The sequence below is a fragment of the Panacibacter ginsenosidivorans genome (assembly GCF_007971225.1).
In the GTDB taxonomy this organism is placed as follows: domain Bacteria; phylum Bacteroidota; class Bacteroidia; order Chitinophagales; family Chitinophagaceae; genus Panacibacter; species Panacibacter ginsenosidivorans.
Genome location: NZ_CP042435.1, coordinates 270,441 through 294,888, shown reverse-complemented (window position 1 = coordinate 294,888; position 24,448 = coordinate 270,441). Strand labels below are relative to the sequence as shown.

Below are 24,448 nucleotides of genomic sequence, written 5' to 3'. Positions count from 1 at the left end.
TTATTACATACTAATTATAATTTATAACAGATGTTCAGGAATTATTTTAAAACAGCATTGCGTAACCTGCAGAAAAATAAATTATACTCTGCAATAAATATTTTTGGTTTAACGATCGGGCTTACAGCCTGCCTGCTGATCGGCGTGTACATCAATCATGAATTGAGTTATGATAAATTCAATACAAATGCCAACAGGATTGTACGTGTAACGATGACATACGGCAGTGCAGGAACAGACAATGCCGTAGCCACCACCGGAACCAAGGTTGGTCCGCAATTTAAACGCATGTTCCCATCAGTAGAAGAATATGCACGAACTTTTATCAGTCATAACGTAGTAAAGAGCGGAGATAAAATTTTTGATGAACCACGCATATTGTATGCAGATGAGCCATTTTTTAAAATGTTTTCTTTTCACCTTGTTGAAGGAGATGCATCCACTGCATTAAATGCGCCTGATAAAATTGTTATTACCCAATCAATGGCTAAAAAATATTTTGGTAAGGAAGATGCACTCAACAAAACGCTTACCAGTGGCGGCAAAGATTTGCGCGTATCTGCGGTGATCGAAGATGTTCCGCAGAACTCACAACTAAAATTTGATTTTGTTACACAGTTCATGAACCTTGGTAATAATGTAAAAGAAGAAACATGGTGGACGGCAAATTGGGTTACTTACATGCTGGTGCGTGATGAAAAAAACATTGCGCAATTGCAGCAACAGATTAATGATTATACAAAATCAACTGCATTAAGAACAGATGCCGGTTTAAAGGATAATGATTACCTCAGATATACTTTAGAGCCACTGGCAAAAGTGCATTTATATTCTTCGCTACCCGGGTTTGAACCTAACAGCAGCATTACGTATATATACATGTTTGCGTTGATCGCATTGCTGATTTTGATTATTGCCTGCGCCAATTACACCAATCTTGCTACTGCACAATCTGCCGGAAGAAGCGGGGAAATTGGTATGCGTAAAGTAATGGGTGCATCAAAGCGTATGGTGTTTATGCAGTTCATGGGAGAATCTTCTGTAATTACCTGCATTGCAGCTATACTTGCATTTGTACTCAGTATTTTATTGATCCCCTATTTCAACAACATTACAGGAAAACAATTTACGGCTGAAGTATTGTTGCAGCTTTTGCCCATTATTGCATTGATCTTATTTTCACTTGCGGTAAGTTTTTTTGCAGGTCTTTATCCTGCATTGGTCTTATCGGGTACAAAGATCTCTGGTGTGCTAAAAAAAGGATTCAGTTTTACGGGTGGTAGTAATATACTTCGCAAGACCTTAATAGTAGCACAGTTTGGTATTTCTGTTTTCCTGATCATATATACCATTATTATTCTGCAGCAGATGCATTACATGCAAACGAAAAATCTTGGCTACGATAAAGATCATTTAGTAGTGCTGCCTATTGGCGGCAATATGACACAAAATTTTCAAAGTTTAAAAGATGCATTCCTGCAGGTGAAAGGTGTGGAGAGCGTTACTGCATCATACGATACGCCTGAATATGTTGGATGGGGTGATGGAATCACTGCAACTGATGAAAAGGGTAAACATGAAATTTCACTAAATGCCATGCCGGTTGATCTCGACTTTACAAAAACAACAAAGATGCAGTTAGTGGCAGGCCGTGATTTTCTGCAGTCAGATTTTGCATTGATGGACACGACAAATAATTACGCAAATTATCAGCAGCCTTATATCATCAACGAAACGCTGGCAAAGAAAATAGGATGGACCCCACAGGAATCAATTGGCAGAATAATTGAAAACAGAGCAATGGGCCCTGTAGTTGGCGTTGTAAAAGATTTTAATTTCAGCAGCCTGCATGATCCTATCGGGCCAATGCTTATTTTTCTTGGCCGTGATTTCTCCCGCAATTTCATTATACGCGTTAATGATAATGATGTGCAGTCTGTATTAGCACGTTTGGAAATGGTTTGGAAACAACGTGTAACGGACAGGCCATTCAATTATCATTTCCTGGATGACAGTTATAATAAATTATATCTCGCAGAGCAACGCACCTCTGTGTTGTTCAGTATGGCTGCGGCTCTTGCTATCATACTGGCCTGTCTTGGTTTGTTCGGCCTTGCTGCATTTACCACTGTTCAGCGCACAAAAGAAATTGGTATAAGAAGAGTACTTGGTGCAAATCTCAGCAGCATTACATTACTGGTCGCTAAAAACTTTTTGCAACTGGTAGGTATTGCTATTCTTATTGCTGCACCGCTTGCATGGTGGGCCGGCAATAAATGGTTGCAGGATTATGCATTCCGCGTACCTATAGAAGTGTACGTTTTTATAGCCACTGCAATTGTAACGGTGTTGATAGCATTGATAACGGTTAGTTATCATTCATTAAAAGCTGCATTGATGAACCCCGTAAAGAGTTTAAGAACGGAATAATAATCGTGAATGGTGAGTCGTCAATCGTGAATAAAGAATTTTTTTGAACCAGACTGCTGAACATTAATTAAACTTTCGTTGCGTCGCACTCTTCTACGCTTTTGTTCAACAATGAGCTGAACGATGAAGTGAGTGACACAACAGGAGTTTAAAAAAATAGCGAAAGCTGGTAACATAATCAAACTTATATCGTACTACATGTAACTTAAATTTTTCTCTATGTTTAAAAATTTTTTGAAAATAGCCTGGAGAAATCTTGCAAAATACAAACTATACTCATTTTTGAATATAAGCGGGCTTACCATTGGAATTCTTTGCGCTGGTTTTATCTTTCTTTTTGTAACCAATGAGCTTAGCTACGATAATTATCATAAAGCTGCAGACCGCATTTATCGTTTAAATTTTTATGGTAAAATCGGAGATCAGCTGGCCAATACAGCACAATCGCCTGCACCCGCAGGGCCTGAGTTACAAAGAGCATTGCCACAGATAGAAACAATGTGCAGGCTTAAGCCTAATGGTCGATCTGTAGTAAAGTTTGATAACGTTTCTTTTAATGAACAAAATGTGCTGTATGCAGACAGCACTTTATTCCAGGTGTTTAATTTTCCATTGCTCCGCGGAAATCCCGCCACTGCCTTAACAATGCCAGGATCTGTTGTAATATCTGCAGCAACGGCAAAAAAATACTTTGGCAATAGTGATCCCATGGGCAAAACAATGCAGGTGGATAATGATAAATTGTACATTGTTTCCGGCGTTATGAAAGATATTCCGGTAAATACACATTTCAAATGTGATCTGTTTCTTTCTATGTCGTCTGTGGAAGATAGCCGCGTCGAAAATTGGGGAAGTACGAATTATCAAACATATTTTGTTGTAAAGCCCGGAACAGACGCAGCGAAATTATCAAAGGCTGCTACTGATCTTTTTGTAAAGAAAATGACCATTGTTGTAAAGCAATATCTCAATACTTCGTGGGATGAGTTTACAAAAGCAGGCAATTATGTAAAGGTTGAAATGTTTCCGGTAACAAAAATTCATTTGTATTCTGAACTTGACGACGAGCTTGCTGTAAACAGCAACATAAAATATGTATATATATTTTCAATTGTTGGGCTATTGATCCTGGCATTGGCTTGTATCAATTTTATGAACCTTGCTACGGCACGGGCGGCTACAAGGCTAAAAGAAGTAGGTGTAAGAAAAGTGTCAGGTGCTTTGCGTTTCGATCTTATAAGACAATTTCTAGGCGAAAGTCTTTTGTTAAGTTTTACGGCATGGCTATTTGCTTTCGTGCTACTATGTTTTATGCTTCCCGCGTTGAACCAGCTTTCAGGAAAAACTTTTGAAATAAAAGATCTGCTTACCATGCATTTCTTACTGCCTTCCCTTGCCCTGGGTTTTATCACCGGCTTTGCGGCAGGGATTTACCCGGCATTGTTCTTATCAGCTTTTGCACCTATTAAAGTGCTGAAAGGTTCAGTAGCAATACGATCAAAAAATACTTTACGCAGCGGACTTGTAGTGTTCCAGTTTTTTATAACAACAGTTTTACTGATATCCTCTTTGATAGTGTATCAACAGATGCAGTATATACGTAATAAGAATGTAGGGTTTAACAAAGAAGAAGTTGTTGCAATTAATGATGCATATCTGCTACAGGATAAATTCCCGGTATTAAAACAAAAGCTATTAGAATTGCCGGCTGTAAAAAGTGTTACTTCTGCTAATATACTCCCTGTTGGTGATGAGCGTAATACCACTTCCATCATAAAAGGGCGAAACCCATCTACTGAAAATACGGTGCTGGTAAGCAATTTCTGGGTAGATCCCGACTACGTAAAAGCAATGGGAATAAGTATTGCAGCAGGAAGAGATTTTTCAAAAGAGATTACATCCGATAGCTCCTCTGTGTTGATCAATGAAACTTTGGCGCAGTCATTTGGTTATCCGGGTAAACCTGTTGTCGGCCAGGAGCTAAGCCTTCCCGGAGAAGATGCAGAACACTTAAGAACTTTTAGGATTGTAGGCATTATGAAAGACTTTCATTATAACAGCCTTAGAGATAAGATTGGCCCTTTGGCTGTTTTTGAAGGCACAAGCCCCTTGTATGTATGTGTACGTTTCCAGACAAAAGATGCATCATCACTAATAAAAAATCTGCAAAAGGTATGGAATGAAACCGTACCTGCACAGCCATTCTCATACAATTTTCTCAGCGAAAAATTTGCACAGGTGTATGAATCAGAAACACGCATTGCACAAATCACTGATGTCTTTACTGCTATTGCAGTTATGATAGCTTGTTTGGGTTTACTTGGATTGGTAACTTTTGTGGCACAACAACGCACCAAAGAAATAGGCATACGAAAAGTACTTGGCGCAAGTGCTATGAACATAACCAGCCTGCTTGCAAAAGATTTCATCAAACTTGTACTGATATCAATAGTGCTTGCATTTCCGGTGGCCTATTATTTTATGCATCAATGGTTACAGGATTTTGCATACCGTATAAATATTGAGTGGTGGATGTTTGCAGTTATAGCAATTGCTGCGTTGGTGATTGCAATGCTAACATTAAGTTTCCAGGCTATAAAAGCCGCCGTTGCAAATCCTGTAAAGAGTTTGAGATCAGAATAATAATGTGTAAAAGTGCGAATGAAGAAAATTTTTTTTGAACCGGACAGTAGAATATGAATTGAACTTTCGTTGCGTCGCACACTTGTACACTTTGTTCAATAATGAACTGAACGTACAAGTGAGTGACACAACGAAAGACGGGTAATGATCAACAGACGACTTCAAAAAATATAAAATAACACATACCACTTATAACTTTTTTTTATGATCAAGAATTATTTAAAAATCGCCTGGCGAAACCTGCGCAAAAGCAAAGCCTATTCCGCTATTAATATACTTGGCCTTTCTATTGGGATGGCCGTTGCAATATTGATTGGGTTGTGGATATGGGATGAACTAACCTTTAATGAGTATCATACAAATCATGCGCAACTAGCCCAGGTGATGACCACGCAAACTTTCAACGGCCACACCGGAACCGGCGAGGCTGTTGCGATGCCTTTAGGAAATGAACTGCGTACAAAATACGGAAGCGATTTTAAAGCGGTGTCTATGGCGTCCTGGAATTTCGGGCACATACTGGCAGTAGGGGATAAAAAAATAAATTCAGAAGGCATGTGGGTGGAAGCTGTGTTCCCATCAATGTTTTCTTTGAAAATGATAAAGGGAGATAAGAATAGTCTTAAAGATCCATCATCTATTCTGTTAAGTGCATCAATTGCAAAAACGTTGTTTGGCAATGATGATGCAATGAACAAAATGGTAAAACTTGATAACAAGGATAGCTATAAAGTAACAGGTGTATATGAAGATTTGCCACGCAATACCACGCTTTACACTACTAAAATATTACTGCCATGGGAAAAGTATATTACTACAGAGGATTGGATGAAGAATGCAATGACACAATGGGGCAATCACTCCTGGCAGGCTTTTGTGCAGGTAAATGATCATGTGGATATAGCTAAGACAACACAAAAAATAAAGAACGCTTCTATGATCCATCTTAAAGAAGCGGAAGATGGTAAGGAAGAACTTGTTTTGCAGCCTATGGACAAGTGGCGCTTGTATAATAAGTTTGAAAATGGAAAAGTAGTTGGAGGAAGGATAGAATTTGTTTGGTTGTTTGGGGTTATTGGTGTTTTTGTATTGTTGCTTGCGTGCATAAACTTTATGAACCTTGCAACAGCACGAAGTGAGAAACGTGCAAAAGAAGTTGGTATTCGTAAAACGGTGGGTTCATTAAGACAGCAGTTGATTGGTCAATTTCTTTCTGAATCAATATTGGTAGCCTTCATTGCTTTTATTGTTTCTATCGGTCTTGTTCAACTGATGCTTTCTTTTTTTAATAGTATAGCAGATAAAGAAATGTCAATACCATGGAGTAATGTTTGGTTTTGGGTACTTACGATTGGATTTACATTTTTTACAGGACTTATTTCCGGAAGTTATCCGGCATTTTATTTATCCGGCTTTGAACCCATCAAAGTGTTGAAAGGAACATTTCGGGTTGGCCGTTTTGCTTCACTTCCCCGCAAAGTATTGGTGGTTATACAATTCACCGTGTCTATAGCATTGATCATAGGTACCATCATTGTATTCAGACAAATACAATTTGCAAAAGACAGGCCTGTTGGTTATACACGCGAAGGTTTAATAACGATAGACATGAGCACGCCGGATATATATGGACATTACGATGCCATAAGAGGTGATTTGATTGCTACTGGGGCCGTTGAGAACATGGCACAATCATCAAGCCCTGTTACAAATGTATGGTCTAATCAAATTGGATTTAACTGGGAAGGGAAAGACCCCAACTCATTACCGTTATTTGGTATTGTAGCAACAACCTATGATTTTGGGAAGACCATTGGGTGGCAAATAAAAGAAGGCCGTGATTTTTCAAAGGATTTTGCTACCGACAGTACAGCCCTGATATTTAATGAATCAGCTGTAAAGCTTACTGGTCTCAAAAATATTGTTGGTAAGAATATTAAATGGAATGATAAAAACTACAATGTAGTAGGTGTGATAAAAGATATGGTAATGGAGTCTCCGTATACACCTGTAAAACCTACCATATTTACTTTAAACATGGATTGGGCCAGTGTGATCACTGTTCGGATAAAGCCAACAGTGCCTGCACGTGAGGCGCTTGCTAAAATAGAAACAGTATTTAAAAAATATAATCCCGGTGCGCCTTTCGATTACAAGTTTACCGATGAAGAATACGCCAAAAAATTTGAAGATGAAGAGCGCATAGGTAACATTGCTACATTCTTTGCAATACTAGCCATTTTTATTTCCTGTCTTGGTTTGTTTGGTCTTGCATCTTTTGTAGCAGAACAACGCACTAAAGAAATTGGTGTTCGAAAAGTATTAGGCGCTTCTGTTTTCAATCTCTGGGGAATGTTATCAAAAGATTTTGTGGTACTGGTTGTCATCTCCTGTTTTATTGCTATTCCTATTGCGTGGTATTACCTGTACGAATGGTTGCAACGATACGAATACAGAACACCTATTGCATGGTGGGTTTTTGCAGCAGCAGCTATGGGTGCATTACTGATTACATTATTAACAGTAAGTTTCCAGGCAATAAAAGCAGCACTGGCAAACCCGGTGAAGAGTTTGAGAACTGAATAATATGCGGGTGAATTTTTTGAGCCGGATTGCTGGATATATATTAAGCTATTCTTGCGTCGCACTTTTCAGGTTTCTGATCATTATTCAGCTATACATTTAAAGATCGTTCATCATCGCACATGAGGTGTTCATTATCGAACACCTCATTTTTTAGCCTGCCTCTAAATTGTTTAAAAACAGCTACTTACATATTGGCATAAGCGTTGGTGAAATTTTTGTTTTAGCTCATGCTCTGTTAGATTGTGTTTGATGAGTAATAATAAGAAAGTACAAGTGAGTGACACAACAATCGCTAAAAAGAATTACAAAAGCCCGTCACAAAAAAAATGCTAAATGCATAACACAACATTAATTGTATGGTAAAAAATTATTTCAAAATAGCATTTCGTAATCTTTGGAAAAACAAAGGTTACAGCACCATAAACATACTTGGTCTTGCCATTGGCCTTGCTACCTGTTTGTTGATCACACTTTATGTAACGGATGAGTTGAGTTACGACCGTTATAATGTAAATGCAGACCGCATTTACCGGATCAATGCTGACATACGCTTTGGTGGCGGCGACCTGCATATGACACAAACATCTGATATGATGGGGCAGGTGCTGAAAAAAGATTACCCGCAGGTAGAAGAATACACGCGTATCTATGGAAACGAAGGTGCTAAACTTATTAAGAAGGGTAATGAATTTATTACTGAAAAGAATATAGCCTATGTTGATTCTACATTTTTCAATGTGTTTACATTACCCGCCATTGAAGGTGATGCAAAAACCGCATTGAACCAACCTAATACCGTAGTAATAACAGCGTCAACGGCAAAAAAATATTTTAACAGTACCAATGTTTTGGGTAAAACCATTGAAGTTAAAAATGGTGAAACAACTACACCGTTTAAGATAACGGCAGTTATAAAAGACATTCCCCATAACTCGCATTTTCAACTGGATTTTATGCTCTCTATGAAGAATGCAGATTACCAGTGGGGGCAATATACCAGCCATAATTTTAATACTTATTTGTTACTTAAAAAAGGAACAGATTATAAAGCATTTGAAAAAAGCTTTGAACAGTATATTACTAAATATGTACTGCCTTATGTGCAGCAGTTCATTAAAATAAACAGTATGGATGAGTTTAGAAAATCAGGCAATAAACTTGAATACTCACTCATTCCATTAACAAAAATTCATTTATACAGTGACTATTCTTTTGAACTTAGCCCATCTGGTAATATTCAGTATGTATATATTTTTTCTGCAGTTGCATTATTCATACTCATTATTGCCTGTATCAATTTTATGAACTTAAGTACTGCACGCAGTGCCAGCCGCGCAAAAGAAGTAGGCATAAGAAAAGTATTGGGCACCGAAAGAAAAACATTAATTGCCCAATTCCTTGTTGAATCAACCATTACTGCATTTATCTCACTTATCATTGCTGTTGCCATAGCATATTTTGTACTACCCTTATTCAATGACGTGGCCGCAAAATCTTTATCCGTAAAAGATCTGTTGAACATTCATATACTGCCATTTCTTATTTTGGTTCCATTTGTGGTAGGCTTACTGGCAGGCAGTTATCCTGCTTTATTCCTTTCAGGTTTTAAACCTATTGTTGTTTTAAAAGGCAGCGCTAACACGGGTTTTAAAAAGAGTAACCTGCGTAATGTATTGGTGGTTTTCCAGTTTGCCACATCTGTCATGCTTATCATCGGAACTATTATTGTTTACAGTCAGCTACATTATATACAAACAACAAAGCTTGGGTTTAGTAAAGACCAGGTGCTTGTAGTCGATGGCGCTTATGCTCTCAATAACAATGTGCAGGCATTTAAAAATGATGTGCTTGCCATGAATGGCGTAAGCAGTGCAACAGTTAGTGCATACCTGCCTGTTACCAATTCTTCCCGCAGTGATAATACTTATTCAAAAGAAGCCGTAATGGATTTTAAAAATGGTATTGATATGCAAACATGGCGGATAGACTATGATTATATAAAAACAATGGGAATGGAAATAGTGAAGGGCAGGAATTTCTCAAAAGAGTTCGGCTCAGATTCAAGTGCCATGCTTATTACAGAAACAACCGCCAAACTGTTAGGCTATAGCGACCCGATTGGAAAAATGATGTATGTGCCATCAAATATTCAGGGAGATAATTCAATGATACCTATCAAAATTATTGGTGTGGTAAAAGATTTTCATTTTGAATCATTGCGACAAAACATTGGTCCGCTTTGTATGCTGCTGGGTAACAGTACAGGACTAATATCATTTAAGATCAATGTTGCTAATGCAGATGGCCTGATAAAACAAATAGAAAACAAATGGAAAGCAATGGCACCAGGCATGCCATTCAGTTATCGCTTTATGGATGATTCTTTTAATGAAATGTATCGCAGCGAACAACGTGCAGGATATATAGCAATAACATTTGCAGTGCTTGCAATTGTTATTGCGTGTCTTGGTTTGTTTGGGCTGGTAACTTATATGGCAGAGCAGCGTACCAAAGAAATAGGTATCAGAAAAGTATTAGGCGCTTCAACCGGAAATGTAGTTACTATGCTTTCAAAAGATTTTTTAGTGCTGGTAATTATTGCATGTGTTATTGCCTTCCCGGTGGCATGGCTTGCCATGAGTAACTGGCTAAAAGATTATGCTTATCGCATTAACATCGAGTGGTGGGTATTTTTTGTGGCAGGCTTTACTGCATTGGCCATTGCATTGATAACAGTGAGTTTCCAGGCAATAAAAGCAGCATTGGCAAACCCGGTGAAAAGTTTGAGAACAGAATAATGTGCGGATATGCAAATGTGAAGAGCTGCGGATGGATTTTTTGGAGCCGGACTGTTTAATATGAATTAAACTTTTCTTGCGTCGCACTCTTGTACGGTTTGTTCAATATTGATCTGAACGTACAAGTGAGTGACACAACAGTTGCTGAGTAAAGAACAAAAATGCCTGTTACATAAGTTTTAAAACATCATACACAACATTAAAATCTATTGTTATGATACGAAACTATTTCAAAATAGCGTGGCGCAATTTGATGAAATACAAGTTCATCTCGTTTGTAAATTTATTTGGATTAACAGTTGGGCTTACCTGTTGCCTTTTGATAGCAACGTATATTATAAATGAACTTAGTTACGATAAGTATAATAAGAATGCCGAAAATATTTATCGTGTTACCAGGTCTTTTAACAACCAGGATGGTGTAGTGTCTTTAAACTTAAGCACTGTTTCTCCGCCATTCGGATATTATTTACCAGGCGATTTTCCGGAAATAAAAAAAATGACACGTTTGCTTAATACCGGAACGCTGGCTATTAAGTACGGTGAAAAAATAATTAATGAACCGAATGTTTATTTTGCTGACGAGAACTTGTTTAATGTGTTTACACTGGATGTTTTAAAGGGTGATCCCAATACTGCTTTAAAAGATCCTTTTTCTGTAATGTTAAGTGAAGATGTTGCAAAAAAATATTTTGGCAATGAAGATCCCATAAATAAAGTATTGCGTGTAAGTAATAAGTATGATGTGAAGGTTACCGGTATCTATAAAGGGTTTCCTGCAAATTCGCATATGCATCCGGGTACACTGCTTTCATTTAATACGCTGAAAGATTCAGCAATTTATGGCGCTGAAAACTTACGTACCAACTGGGGTAACAATTCTTTCTTTACTTACTTACTACTGCCCGATCATTATGATCCGCAAAAAATGGTTGCACGTTTCCCCGCCTTTATAGATGCACACATGAACCGTGCTGATTACAACGGACAGCTTCCTTCTAAATTCACCACACTCGGCCTGCAGAAATTAACGGACATACACTTATATTCTCACACAGATTATGAAGCTGAACCTAATGGCGATATTAACCGTGTATATATTTTCTCGGCAATTGCATTGTTTATACTATTGATTGCATGTATCAATTATATGAACTTATCAAGCGCAAGATCTGCTTTACGTGCAAGAGAAATTGGTATACGAAAAGTAATGGGCGCCGGAAAAAAAGGATTGATCTTTCAGTTTTTAAGTGAGTCAGTGCTCATTGCATGGGTAGCCATTTTAATGGCATTTGCTCTTCTGTATTTTACATTGCCATTGCTGAATCAGCTTTCAGGTCTTGAATTATCGGTAGAGATGCTTTTAAAATGGCAGGTAATTGTGCCACTATTATTAACGCCATTTGTGGTGGGTATCTTATCGGGCTTATATCCTGCATTGTTCATGTCGTCTTTTCAACCCGTTAAAACTTTAAAAGGGTTATTTAAAATCGATGGCAGCAATATTTCATTCAGGAAAATATTAGTGGTGGCGCAATTCACCATTTCTATTGTTTTAATTATTACTACCATTATTGTATTCCAGCAATTGAAGTATATGCAAAACACTTCATTGGGTTATGATAAAGATCATATCATTACACTTCCTTATATTAATGACCTTAATCCATCATACGAAACTTTCAGGAACGAACTGTTACAAAGTAATGCTGTAAAAAATGTAACACGTTCATCACGTGTGCCAACCGGCAGGTTGTTAGATGCAATGGGCGCTTCTACATTCACCGGAGATTCTGCAATGCCTGTAACATCAGATATAAAATTTGTAGTGGCTGATTATGATTTTGTTTCAACATATGACATACAAATTGCTGCAGGCAGAAACTTTTCAAGACAATACGGAACTGATACTTCAAATTTTATTTTGAATGAAGCGGCGGTAAAAGCCATCGGCTGGAAATCTGCGCAAGATGCTTTGGGTAAAGATTTCAGGTATGCATCTATAAAAGGTAAAATAATTGGTGTTGTAAAAGATTTTCATTTTGAATCATTACACCAACAAATTGTACCGATGGTGTTGGTAAATCCAGCCAATGCCGCAACTGATGGGTATTTTAATTTTCTGTCACTGCAGGTTGCTGGTAATAATATTCAAAGCACTTTAAAAACAATTGAAAAAACCTGGAAAAAGTATCTTCCTGAAGTTCCTTACCAGGCCACTTTCCTTGATGAAACATATAGCCAGTTATATGTAGCTGAACAAAAGCAGGGCACCATCTTTACCATCTTTTCGTGCATAGCAATATTTATAGCGTGTCTCGGTTTATTTGGATTATCTGCATTTGCCATTACGCAACGCGTAAAAGAAATTGGTGTTAGAAAAGTGCTGGGGGCAAGCACATCTACCATCGTGTCGTTGTTATCAAAAGATTTTCTAAAACTAGTTCTCATTGCTGCAGTTATTGCCTTCCCGGTTGCATGGTATGCAATGTACAACTGGCTCCAGGATTTTGCTTACCGTATAAATATTCAATGGTGGGTTTTTATTATTGCTGCGTTGCTTGCATTGATTATTGCATTGGCAACAATAAGTTTCCAGGCTATAAAAGCTGCAATAGCAAATCCTGTAAAGAGTTTGCGAAGTGAATAAGCGTTTAAAACTTCAAAAAGAATTTTTATGAGACAGGGTGAAGAATAACAATAAAGCATCGTTGCGTCGCACTCTTGTACTGAAGAATAACTATTAACATTTGGCTGCAAGTTACTAGCTAAAGGTGAACGGCTAAAAGCAGCATAAAGCACCAACGTACAAGTGAGTGACACAACAGGCGATGAGTAAAGAACAAATGCTAAGTACAAAAAATTACAACTATAACTTATGATAAGAAATTATTTAAAAATTGCGTGGAGAAATTTATTTCGCAACAAGGGATTTTCTATAACGAATATTTTAGGTCTTACAATTGGCATTACATGTACCATGCTTATTCTTTTGTGGGTATATGATGAATTGACTTATGATAAATTTCAAAAGAACTACGACAATATCTATCAGGTTATTGCTAACCGCGATTTCAATAACCAGGTGTTTACAGACAGAAGCATGGTACTTCCGCTTGCAAGTGAACTGGAACATAGCTCTCCGCAGATAAAGCATGCAGTTGTTACAACATACCAACAACAGCGTGTGCTTGCTCATGGTGAAGACAAAATAAAAAAAGAAGGTTATATAGTAAGCGATCACTTCTTTGATATGTTCTCGTGGAAATTCATCAAAGGAAGTGCAGCTACTGCATTAAAAGATCCCAACTCGATTGTACTTTCTGAATCTGCAGCAAAAGCCTTTTTTGGAAATGAAGACCCTATTAATAAAGTAATACGTTTTGATAACAGTCAGGATGTAAAAGTTACAGCAGTTGTTGAAGACGCTCCGGGTAATTCTACCTTCCGGTTTGATTGGATCACGCCTTTTAACTACAATGATCCTGATACAAAAAATGCAATGGGTGAATGGGTAAATTCTTCATGGAATGTTTTTGTACAAACAGTTCCCAACGTTGATACAAGTCTGCTGAATAAAACAATTACCAAAGTAAAACGAGCGCATGGCAAGGATGAGATAAGCACATACTTCGCTTTTCCAATGAGTCACTGGCACCTCTACAGTGATTTTGATAATGGTGTAAACACCGGCGGCATGATAGAATATGTGCACTTATTTTCTGTAATAGCAATTATCATTTTATTGATCGCATGCATCAACTTCATGAACCTTTCCACTGCAAGAAGTGAAAAACGTGCAAAAGAAGTAGGTATAAGAAAAACCCTTGGTTCAAACAAGAAAAGATTGATACTGCAATTCTTCTTTGAGTCAATGATCTTAACATTGATCGCTTTTGTAATTGCTATTATTGCAGTGCTGCTATTATTACCATCATTCAATCAGCTTGTAGATAAACATCTTTCATTGAATGCAACACAACCACTGTTCTGGTTATCTGCAACCGTCATTATTTTATTTACCGGTTTAGTAGCCGGAAGTTATCCTGCATTATATCTTTCCTCTTTTAATCCTGTAAAAGTTTTGAAAGGAACATTAAGTTCAGGGAAGAAAACAGTTATGCCCAGGCATATACTCGTGGTGTCACAGTTTGTAATTTCTATTTTGCTTATCTCGGCAACGATCATTGTTTACCAGCAAATACAACATGTAAAAGACCGCGATATGGGTTATAATCCCAATAACCTTGTTATGATTCCTTCTACACCAGATACAGATAAAAGCTATGACGTAATAAAGCAGGAATTACTTTCAACGGGTTTGATCAGCAATGTTACAAGAACATCTTCGCCAATAACAGAAGTATGGTGGAATACGGGCGCACCTGATTATGATGGCAAACCTGCCAATTCCCAAATCATCATGGGTGGGCTTGCAGTTGATGTTGATTTTACTAAAACAATGGGCATTAAAATGTTGCAGGGAAGAGATTTTTCAGGAACACCTGCAGATTCAACTTCCATGATCCTGAATAAAGCTGCTGTTGATGCAATGAAACTAAAAAACCCTGTAGGTATGCAAATGCGGTATGGCAGAAACTACACGGTTATTGGTGTTTCAGATAATGTGATCATGACTTCTCCATTCGAACCCGCATATCCAATGTTAATGGTATATGATGGCAACGGTTCTTCTATGAATACGCTTCGTTTGAAAGATGGTGTTGCACCGCAAAAAGCAATGGCATCCATTGAAACGATCTTTAAAAAATATAATCCCACTGTACCATTCGAGTACCAGTTTGTTGACCAGGAATTTCAAAAGAAATTTTTAACTGAAGACCTTATAGGAAAGCTTACGAATATTTTTTCAGGTCTTGCCATTTTTATTTGTTGTCTTGGGCTTGCAGGCCTTGCTTCATTCACCATCGAAAAACGCATTCGTGAAATTGGTGTACGCAAAGTACTTGGTGCAAGTGTTCAGCAGTTGCTGTTGCTTATATCCAAAGAATTTTTAAAACTCGTAACAATTGCTTTTGTCATTGCGGTGCCCTTAACCTATTGGGCTATGACCAATTGGTTAAGCAAGTATGATTATCGCATCAGCATTAGTATCTGGCTTTTTGTATTGGTTGGTATAGCAATGTTCCTGCTTACGTTAGTTGTAGTATGCATGAACACCATAAGAGTCGCTATGAGCAACCCGGTAAAGAGTTTGAGAACAGAATAAGAAGCTCCCAACTCTTGAAAATGCAGAAGATTTTATTAGCCCCACGTTTAGGGGTTGGGTCATCTTCGTTGCGTCGCACTCTTGTACAGTTTATTCATTGCTCAGCAAAGTTTAGAACGCACAAGTGAGTGACACAACAGGCGATGAGTAAAGAGCAAATGTTAAGTACAAAAAATTACAACTATAACTTATGATAAGAAATTATTTAAAAATTGCTTTTCGCAATCTTAGAAAAAATAAAATTTTTTCTGTCATCAACATTGTGGGACTGGCCATCGGGCTAACCTGTTTTATGCTCATTACTGTATTTGTGTATGATGAGTTGAGCTACGATAAATATGCAGATGAAGCTGACAATATTTACCGCATTAATTTATCTGCTACCGGAAATGGCGATGTGGCTGTTTATCCAAATGTAGACGTGGCAGTTGGCGAAGGAATGAAAAATGCTTTCCCTGAAATAAAAGCATCAACAAGGATCTCCCCAGCAAGTGATTTTGTAAAGTATAATGACAAACAATTCAAAGAACAAAAACTTGCCTTTGCTGATTCAAATTTTTTGCAGATGTTTTCTATTCCACTTATTGAAGGAGATAATAAAACTGCGTTGGTTCAGCCTAACAGCGTTGTTATTTCAAAAGCATTTGCAAAAAAATATTTTGGTAATGAGGATGCACTTGGAAAATCATTGACCATTGGCCTGCACAATGCATTGTATAAAGTAACCGGCGTTATTGATAAAGTGCCTGACAATACACATTTTCATTTTGATGCATTCCTAAGCCTCACTACATTTCATATCACACGTGCAACATGGAGTAATGTTGGGTTTTACACTTATCTTCTTTTAAATAAAAATGCAAATGCTAAAGCATTAGAAGCAAAGTTTCCACAGCTTGTTGCAAAATATGTTGTCCCGGAAGTTCAGCATGATATGGGGGTAAGTCTTGCCGAAGCACAGAAGTCAGTTAATACATTTCGCTTTTCATTGCAACCAGTTACAGACATTCATTTGCATGCCAATACAAAGTATGAGTTGGAACCGAATGGCGATATACAATATGTATATATTTTTTCGGCGTTAGCTATATTCATTTTGTTGCTGGCCTGCGTAAATTTTACAAACCTTTCAACAGCAAGAGCTGTAAAGCGTTCAAGGGAAGTCGGTATCAGGAAAGTAATGGGTTCTATAAAAAAGCAATTGATCTTTCAGTTTCTCACAGAATCTGTTTTGTTTACATTCTTCTCTATGCTTTGCGCATACGCGTTAATATTTTTCTTATTGCCTTATTTTAATGAGCTGTCAAATAAAAATATAGACTTTATTTTTTTTCTAAGCTGGCAGTCAATACTCGTACTGTTCTCCGTGAGTTTTATTGCAGGAATATTGGCTGGCATTTATCCTGCTTTCTTCCTGTCGTCATTTAATACCATCAAGGTCTTAAAGGGAGCTTCCTTGCAAGGCTCACAAAGAAAACCGTTGCGCAGCAGTTTAATTGTTTTCCAGTTTTTTATTTCCACTGCATTGATTATTGCTACCATTATTGTTTACCAGCAGTTGCATTACATGCAGAATAAAAAATTAGGTTATGACAAAGACCAGGTTCTATATCTTCCGGATGCAAGGTTATTAGGTAGTAATCAATTTGCATTCGAGCAACAAATTTTGAAAGACAGTCGTGTAGTTTCGGCGAGCATCTCAAGATACGTTCCCGGTGGCATAATGATGGATGGTACAGAGATATACCCAAAAAATGAAACTGGTAACGGTACAGAAATTCATACAAACATTTATCATATAGATTATGATTATCTGCGCACATTAGGTATACGCGTTGTGCAGGGAAGGGATTTCTCCAAAGCGTTTTCAACAGATTCGGCTGGTGTATTGATTAATGAAGAAGCTGCACGCGAATTAGGATGGACAAATAGCAATGCGGTTGGCAAAACAATTGTACGGTCTGGGCAGCAGGAGTATAAGGTAGTAGGTGTTGTTGCAGATTTCAATTATGCTTCTGTTAAGCAAAAAATATCTCCTATGATGATGATGCTCGGTAATAATTTTGGCGGCTTAATAGTAAAAATAAATACTAAAGATATCCAGGGATTTTTGGGCGATCTAAAAAAGCAATGGACCTTGTTTAACCCTGACGGGCCTTTGGAATATAATTTTCTTGATGAGAATTTTGCTAAGCTTTATGCCAGTGAAGAACACACACAACAAATATTTTCTGCGTTTGCAGTTTTGGCAATAATCATTGCAAGCCTTGGCCTGTTTGGTCTTTCTGCATTTGTAATAGAACAGCGCACCAAAGAGATCGGTATTAGAAAAGTATTGGGTGCTTCTGTAAAAAATGTGCTGCTGCTTGTATCAAAAGAATTTTTACTACTGGTAATGATAGCCTTTCTTATTTCAATTCCAGTTACCTGGTGGGCAATGCATACATGGTTACAGGATTTTGCTTACAGGATAGATATAACCGCATGGGTATTCGCTATTGCAGGCATTGCAGTTATATTTATTGCTTTTCTTACTATAAGTTTCCAGGCCATTAAAGCTGCCATTGCAAACCCTGTAAAGAGTTTAAGAACGGAATAGAGAGGATGTGCAGATAAAAAAAGAATTATCAGCCTGGCTATAAATAAAAATTAAGCATTCTTGCGTCGCACTCTTGTACGCTTTGTTCAGGAATGAACTGAACGTATAAGTGAGTGACACAACGAAGATGAGTAAAGAGCAAAAGCTAAGTCTATAAATTTTTGATTCCAGCCTTAACAGCAGAACAATCTTTATAACCTAAAGTTTCCTTGTCATGTTTAAAAATTATTTCAAAATAGCAGTAAGACAATTGCGTAAGCAAAGAATGTATTCAGCTGTTAAAATAGGCGGCTTTGCATTAAGTATTGCTGCTTGCTTATTGATTGCGTTGTATATAAAAGATGAATTGAGTTATGATAAGAATTGGACAAATGCTGATCGTATTTATCGCATAATAGGTGAGTATAATATCAACGGAAAAATGTTAAGCGGTGCAGCCTGGCCTGCACCCATGGCAAAAGCGTTGAAAGAAGATTTTCCTGAGGTGGAAAAGGCCGGAAGATTTATGGATGCCCCGTTGTTTTATGGTGCAGGCAGTAACCAGCTTAGAAAAGTTGATGAAGAGCAAAATACCTTTGAACAAGGATTTAGTTATGCAGACCAGGATATGCTGGATATGCTGGAAATACCAATGGTTTATGGTGATAGGGCGCATGCATTGAGCGAACCGAATACAATGGTTATTTCAAAAAGCAAAGCTGATAAATATTTTCCGAATCAGAATCCTGTAGGGAAAGTGATGATCCTGAATAATGATGTAAAGAACCCTTATAAGATTGGCGGCGTTATAAATGACTTTCCTGCTACTTCTCATATTCATTATGATTTTCTGTTGACTATGACCCGTCATCAGCTTTGGGATGGCGAGCAAACAACATGGATGGCGAGTAATTATCCTACTTATGTTTTATTAAAGCCCGGCGCAGATCCCGTTCAATTTCAAAACAAACTGAAATTGATAATGACCAAATATTATCTCCCTGCATTGAGGCAAAATGGTAATAAGGAAGCAGAAACTGTTTTAAAGAATGCAAAGATTCTTATACAACCAATTGCAGATGTACATCTTTACTCTGCCAATATTGATGATAGATTGGATAAAGGTGATATAAGATTTGTTTGGTTGTTTGGAGCCATTGCAGTTTTTATTCTTGTAATTGCGTGTATCAATTTTATTAACCTTTCAACTGCAAAATCTGCTAACCGCGCAAAAGAAGTTGGATTACGAAAAGTAGTGGGTTCGCACCGCAGCAGTTTGATAAAGCAATTTCTTACTGAATCACTGCTCTATAGTGTGTTGTCTTTTGTTTTGGGTTTATTAATCGCTATAATTTTGCTTCCTTATTTCAATACGCTTGCTGCAAAGCATTTACTTATTCCATGGGCAGCGTGGTGGTTGCTTCCCTTAATGATTACAGCCGCTATTATTATTGGAATTGTTGCAGGTTTATATCCGTCATTTTATTTGTCTTCTTTCAAACCTATCCAGGTTTTGAAAGGACAGGTAAGTAAGGGCAGTAAGAATTCTCTTCTAAGAAATGGGTTGGTTGTATTCCAGTTTACTACTTCAATAATTCTTATAATCGGTACAATTGTTATTTACAATCAAACACAATACATCTTAAATAAAAAAATAGGCTTCGATAAAGACCAGGTATTACTAATACAGGGAACAAATACACTCGAAGATAAAAGAGAAGCTTTTAAAAATGAGTTGTTGAAATCATCTGAAATAAAAACTGTTTCTATAAGTGACTACCTGCCTATAGCAGGCACCAAGCGGGATGGCAATCCTTTCTGGAAAGAAGGAAGAACAAAAGAAGATCCAAGTGTGGGCGGTCAGAAATGGCAGGTAGATTACGACTATCTGAAAACGATGGGCATGCATATGATTGAAGGTAGATATTTTTCAAAAGACATGGCATCTGATTCCGCTGCTGCTGTAATTAATAATACGATGGCAACAAAACTCGGATTAAAAAACCCTGTTGGTCAGCGTATTGAAAACGGCTGGCAAAAATTCACCGTAATAGGAGTCATGGAAGATTTTAATTTCGAATCTATGCGGCAGGATGTAACACCCCTCTGCCTTGTATTGGGGAATTACAATTCTTCTATTATCTCTGTAAAGATCAGCGGTGCAGATACAAAGACTGCTATAAATTATGTTTCTTCTGTGTGGAAAAACTTTTCGCCTAATCAGCCATTCCGATATACATTCCTTGATGAAAGTTTTGCAAATATGTATGCAGATGTGCAACGCACAGGAAGTATATTCACGAGTTTTGCAATGCTCGCTGTCATTATTGCGTGTCTTGGGTTATTTGCTTTATCGGCATTTATGGCAGAGCAACGCAATAAAGAAATCGGTATTCGAAAAGTGCTTGGCGCAAGCGTCAGCGGCATCACAACTATGCTCTCAAAGGATTTTGTAAAATTGGTTTTATTCTCTATTGTTATTGCATCACCCGTAGCATGGTGGGCAATGTCAAAATGGTTGCAGGATTTTGCTTACCGTATTTCTATGAGTTGGTGGATGATAGCTGCGGCTGCATTAGTAGCAATTGTAATTGCATTGATCACTATAAGTTTTCAATCAATTAAAGCTGCGTTGATGAACCCGGTAAAAAGTTTGAGAAGTGAATAATTTTTTTTTGAACCGGGATGTAGAATAAACATTAAGCTTTCGTTGCGTCGCACTCTTGTACGCTTAACTATAAATGAACGACTAATGAAGTCTCATAAGTGGAATCAAATAATTCTGCTTAACGGGCCCTTTTTTTAAAGGGCTCTTTTTATGTAAACCTGAAAATAGGTGAGATGAAGTTTTCGTTAAACGCTATTTTCTTTTGAAGCCCTTTTCATAACAGTCTATCCATTCATCCACTGTCATTTTTGATGCCAGCTCACCCATAAGTTTTATGGGAATATTTTCTGGTTTTTTAAAACGGATGCAGCTTTTACCCATATCTAATTTTGCAGAAGATTGTTTTGCAAATTCTTCTATAAACCATTTCAATAAAGATGGTTTGGCATAAATACCCATATGGTAAACAGCAATAAAATTTTTCTGTGAAGCAAGGTTCATAAATGGCAATGGAAGTTTTGGATCGCAATGATAACCTGCAGGGTAGAGTTTGTGGGGCACTACGTAGCCGATCATTCCATAACCCATTATTTCCTGGAAACCTTTTGGCAGGTTTTTTTTTATTTCGTTACGCAGTTTTAAAAATACAGCGCGTCTTTCTTCAGGTACTCCCGCAATATATGCTTCTGGTGTTAATACAGTAGATTGCATAAAGATGAATTTTAAGGTTTCTAATTTAGTTTTATTTTTTGATTCTTAGACTAAAACTCACATTGTCCATTATCATTTTTCAGAAGTGTATCAAAGTATAACAGTGGTTGTATCAAAAACGTACACTGCCTGCATTAAGTCTTGCTCAACCCGTTGATTTACAAAAGTATAAATCGTGGCATTAATTTTTGTTTTGTAAATGGGCTTTGTATGCTTATTAATAAAGCGATATGGTAAAATAACGAAAACAGGCATCAACAAACTGAAGAGGATGAACGAACAGAAAGATGCAGTGTGCGACGCAAGAAAAGCCTAATAATAGTTAATGGCTGGTTACATAAATATTCTCTTATGTTTAAAAACTATTTAACCATTGCAGTTAGAACATTGTGGAAGAATAAATTATTTACTGCCATCAATATCCTTGGTCTTGCCATTGGTATCAGCGCATCGCTTGTAATTTATTTGCTGGTCAATTATCATTTTACGTTTGACAAGTTTGAAAAAGATAACAACAGAATTTATCGTGTAGTTTCCAATTTTACTTTTTCAGGAAACACTTATCGCAACTCCGGTGTTACTTCTCCCATGGGGCCAGCTTTAAAAAAAGAATTAACAGGGCTTGATGCGGTGGTTCCTTTTCGAACCTGGGATGATGAAATAAAAGTAAGTGTGCCGGTTGAAAATGGAAAAGATCCTGTTGTGTTCAAAAAGCAAAAAAACTTTGTTTTTGCTGATGAAGGTTTTTTCAATTTAATAGGGTATGAATGGATGGCAGGTTCTGCAAAGACCGCCACTGCTGCACCTTATCAAACAGTGCTTACAGAGTCGACTGCAAAATTGTATTTTCCTAAACTAAAAGCAGCAGAGATCATTGGTAAGGAAATTTATTTTAACGATACTGTAAGAACAACTGTTACGGGCATTATAAAAGATATACAGGCAAACACAGATTTTAGTTTTAAAACGTTCATCTCAAGAACCACATTGGAAAGCACCAGTTTAAAACCACAGGACTGGGAGGAATGGGATAACACAACATCAGCATCACAATTACTGGTAAAACTTTCTCCCGGCACTTCGCCTGCAACTATTGAAAAAGGAATACTCAATATTTATCAAAAGTATCATAAAGCACAGGAGGAAGATCATAGTACTACAGTGTACAACCTGCAGCCATTAAGCAATATTCATTTCAATGAGGAATATGGGGGGTATAATAAACCACTGGCCAATAAACCTACTTTATACAGCCTGCTGGCGGTAGCCGCATTTCTCCTTTTGCTAGGTTGCATTAATTTTATCAATCTCACCACTGCACATGCAGCACAACGAGCAAAAGAAATTGGTATTCGCAAAACAATGGGCAGTTCAAGAAGGCAACTTATTTTTCAATTTCTTAGCGAAACATTATTGCTTACACTTTCTGCTACTATTCTTTCTATTCTTTTAACACCATTGATCTTAAAAGCTTTTACAGGCTTTATTCCAGACGATCTTAAATTTAATTTGACAGAGCAGCCCGGTATTATTTTGTTTTTACTTGCTCTGGTAGCAGTGGTCACCTTGCTCTCCGGTTTTTACCCTGCGATAGTTTTATCCGGCTACAAACCGGTATTGGTATTAAAAAATGCAGCGTATACAAATACGGGAAAAACAAGAACAGCATGGCTACGCAAATCATTAACGGTATCGCAGTTTGTAATTGCACAGGTATTTGTTATGGGGGCAATACTGGTGAGCAAACAGATATCGTATTCTATTAATAAAGACCAGGGGTTTAAAAAAGAAGCCATTCTCTATTTCAACACAAATTTTTATGACACAACGCAATCTCATAAATATGTTTTATTGAATAAGATAAAAGCAATACCGGAAGTTGCCATGGTTAGCTTATGCAATAATCCGCCATCTTCAAACAGCACATGGAGCAGTACGATGAAATATAAAGATGGAAAAAAAGAAATTGAAACAGATGTGCAACAGAAATATGGTGACAGCAATTATATAAAACTATACGGACTTAAATTACTCGCCGGAACCAACATACAACAGAGCGATACAGTCACATCTTTTATTATCAATGAGACCTATGCGCATATTCTGGGTTTCCATGATCCACAAAAAGCAATAGGAAAAAATATTGAATGGAGCAATAAGCAAGTGCCTGTTTGTGGCGTTGTATCAGACTTTAACCAACGGTCTTTGCATGAACCCATTAGGCCATTGGTTATTGGTAGCTGGGGCAGTACACAAAGAAATATAAGCATTGCATTACAACCGCAAAATGAATATGGCACCACATGGAAAACAGCGATTGCCAAAATTGAAAAAGCATGGAAGGAAGTTTACCCTGACCAGGATTTTACCTACAATTTTTTTGATGCAGATATAGCAAAATATTACGAAGCAGAACAGCATATAGCAAGCCTGCTATTGTGGGCCACAGGGCTTGCTGTGTTTATCAGTTGCCTTGGTTTACTTGGCCTCGTTATTTATACCACTGTACAACGCACAAAAGAAATTGGCGTAAGAAAAGTGCTGGGAGCATCTATACTGCAGATCGTAACGATGATCTCGAGAGATTTTATTTTACTTGTATTGCTTGCGTTTGTTATTGCTGCACCGCTGGCGTGGATAGGCATGTACCAGTGGCTGCAAAATTTTGAATTCAGAACAGATATAAGCTGGTGGATATTTATCATTGGAGGCAGTGCAATGGTGTTTGTTGCATTACTTACACTTTCTTTTCAAACGATAAGAGCTGCGATGATGAACCCGGTAAAAAGTTTGAGAACAGAATAAGATGCCCCTAACCCCTAAAGGGGAATTAAAATACTGAAGAAATTTAGTTGCTCCCCTTT

10 protein-coding genes are annotated in these 24,448 nt (G+C 37.4%); 9 read left to right on the top strand and 1 reads right to left on the bottom strand.

Going from position 1 to position 24,448, the window contains the following annotated elements:
* The first annotated feature begins 30 nt into the window (after positions 1–30).
* The 8 genes from FRZ67_RS01170 (at position 31) to FRZ67_RS01135 (ending at position 20,933) form a co-directional block, all read left to right on the top strand.
* Positions 31–2,430, top strand: a complete 2,400-nt coding sequence (locus FRZ67_RS01170) for an ABC transporter permease (RefSeq protein ID WP_147187782.1) — start codon at positions 31–33, stop codon at positions 2,428–2,430.
* A 219-nt stretch (positions 2,431–2,649) separates the two neighbouring features.
* A complete protein-coding gene (locus FRZ67_RS01165; protein WP_147187781.1) occupies positions 2,650–5,073 on the top strand; it encodes an ABC transporter permease in 2,424 nt (807 codons plus the stop codon).
* Between the two features lie 204 nt (positions 5,074–5,277).
* The gene (locus FRZ67_RS01160; RefSeq protein ID WP_147187780.1) at positions 5,278–7,659 is read left to right on the top strand and encodes an ABC transporter permease; all 2,382 of its coding nucleotides are present in this window, start codon (positions 5,278–5,280) and stop codon (positions 7,657–7,659) included.
* 356 nt (positions 7,660–8,015) lie between these two features.
* Positions 8,016–10,457: an ABC transporter permease gene (locus tag FRZ67_RS01155; RefSeq protein ID WP_147187779.1), complete on the top strand. Its 2,442-nt coding sequence runs from the start codon at positions 8,016–8,018 to the stop codon at positions 10,455–10,457.
* Positions 10,458–10,671: 214 nt separating this feature from the next.
* Positions 10,672–13,107, top strand: coding sequence for an ABC transporter permease (locus tag FRZ67_RS01150; RefSeq protein WP_147187778.1), 2,436 nt, complete (start codon positions 10,672–10,674; stop codon positions 13,105–13,107).
* Positions 13,108–13,335: 228 nt separating this feature from the next.
* Positions 13,336–15,687, top strand: a complete 2,352-nt coding sequence (locus FRZ67_RS01145) for an ABC transporter permease (protein ID WP_147187777.1) — start codon at positions 13,336–13,338, stop codon at positions 15,685–15,687.
* A gap of 190 nt (positions 15,688–15,877) precedes the next feature.
* Positions 15,878–18,286 carry an ABC transporter permease gene (locus FRZ67_RS01140; RefSeq protein WP_147187776.1) on the top strand — a complete coding sequence of 803 codons (2,409 nt, stop codon included), beginning with the start codon at positions 15,878–15,880 and terminating at the stop codon, positions 18,284–18,286.
* 214 nt (positions 18,287–18,500) lie between these two features.
* Positions 18,501–20,933 carry an ABC transporter permease gene (locus FRZ67_RS01135; RefSeq protein WP_147187775.1) on the top strand — a complete coding sequence of 811 codons (2,433 nt, stop codon included), beginning with the start codon at positions 18,501–18,503 and terminating at the stop codon, positions 20,931–20,933.
* Positions 20,934–21,125: 192 nt separating this feature from the next.
* Here the strand turns inward: FRZ67_RS01135 and FRZ67_RS01130 are convergent, their stop codons facing one another.
* On the bottom strand, positions 21,126–21,584 hold the full coding sequence (locus tag FRZ67_RS01130) for a DUF1801 domain-containing protein (protein WP_147187774.1): 459 nt from the start codon (positions 21,582–21,584) through the stop codon (positions 21,126–21,128).
* 351 nt (positions 21,585–21,935) lie between these two features.
* Here FRZ67_RS01130 and FRZ67_RS01125 point away from each other — a divergent pair, with 351 nt between their 5' ends.
* A complete protein-coding gene (locus tag FRZ67_RS01125; RefSeq protein WP_147187773.1) occupies positions 21,936–24,389 on the top strand; it encodes an ABC transporter permease in 2,454 nt (817 codons plus the stop codon).
* The last annotated feature ends 59 nt before the right edge of the window (positions 24,390–24,448 follow it).

Coding starts and splice junctions, on each gene's coding strand:
- FRZ67_RS01165 (WP_147187781.1), top strand. CDS start 2,650: ATGTTTAAAAATTTTTTGAAAATAGCCTGGAGAAATCTTGCAAAATAC.
- FRZ67_RS01145 (WP_147187777.1), top strand. CDS start 13,336: ATGATAAGAAATTATTTAAAAATTGCGTGGAGAAATTTATTTCGCAAC.
- FRZ67_RS01160 (WP_147187780.1), top strand. CDS start 5,278: ATGATCAAGAATTATTTAAAAATCGCCTGGCGAAACCTGCGCAAAAGC.
- FRZ67_RS01155 (WP_147187779.1), top strand. CDS start 8,016: ATGGTAAAAAATTATTTCAAAATAGCATTTCGTAATCTTTGGAAAAAC.
- FRZ67_RS01140 (WP_147187776.1), top strand. CDS start 15,878: ATGATAAGAAATTATTTAAAAATTGCTTTTCGCAATCTTAGAAAAAAT.
- FRZ67_RS01130 (WP_147187774.1), bottom strand. CDS start 21,584: ATGCAATCTACTGTATTAACACCAGAAGCATATATTGCGGGAGTACCT.
- FRZ67_RS01125 (WP_147187773.1), top strand. CDS start 21,936: ATGTTTAAAAACTATTTAACCATTGCAGTTAGAACATTGTGGAAGAAT.
- FRZ67_RS01135 (WP_147187775.1), top strand. CDS start 18,501: ATGTTTAAAAATTATTTCAAAATAGCAGTAAGACAATTGCGTAAGCAA.
- FRZ67_RS01170 (WP_147187782.1), top strand. CDS start 31: ATGTTCAGGAATTATTTTAAAACAGCATTGCGTAACCTGCAGAAAAAT.
- FRZ67_RS01150 (WP_147187778.1), top strand. CDS start 10,672: ATGATACGAAACTATTTCAAAATAGCGTGGCGCAATTTGATGAAATAC.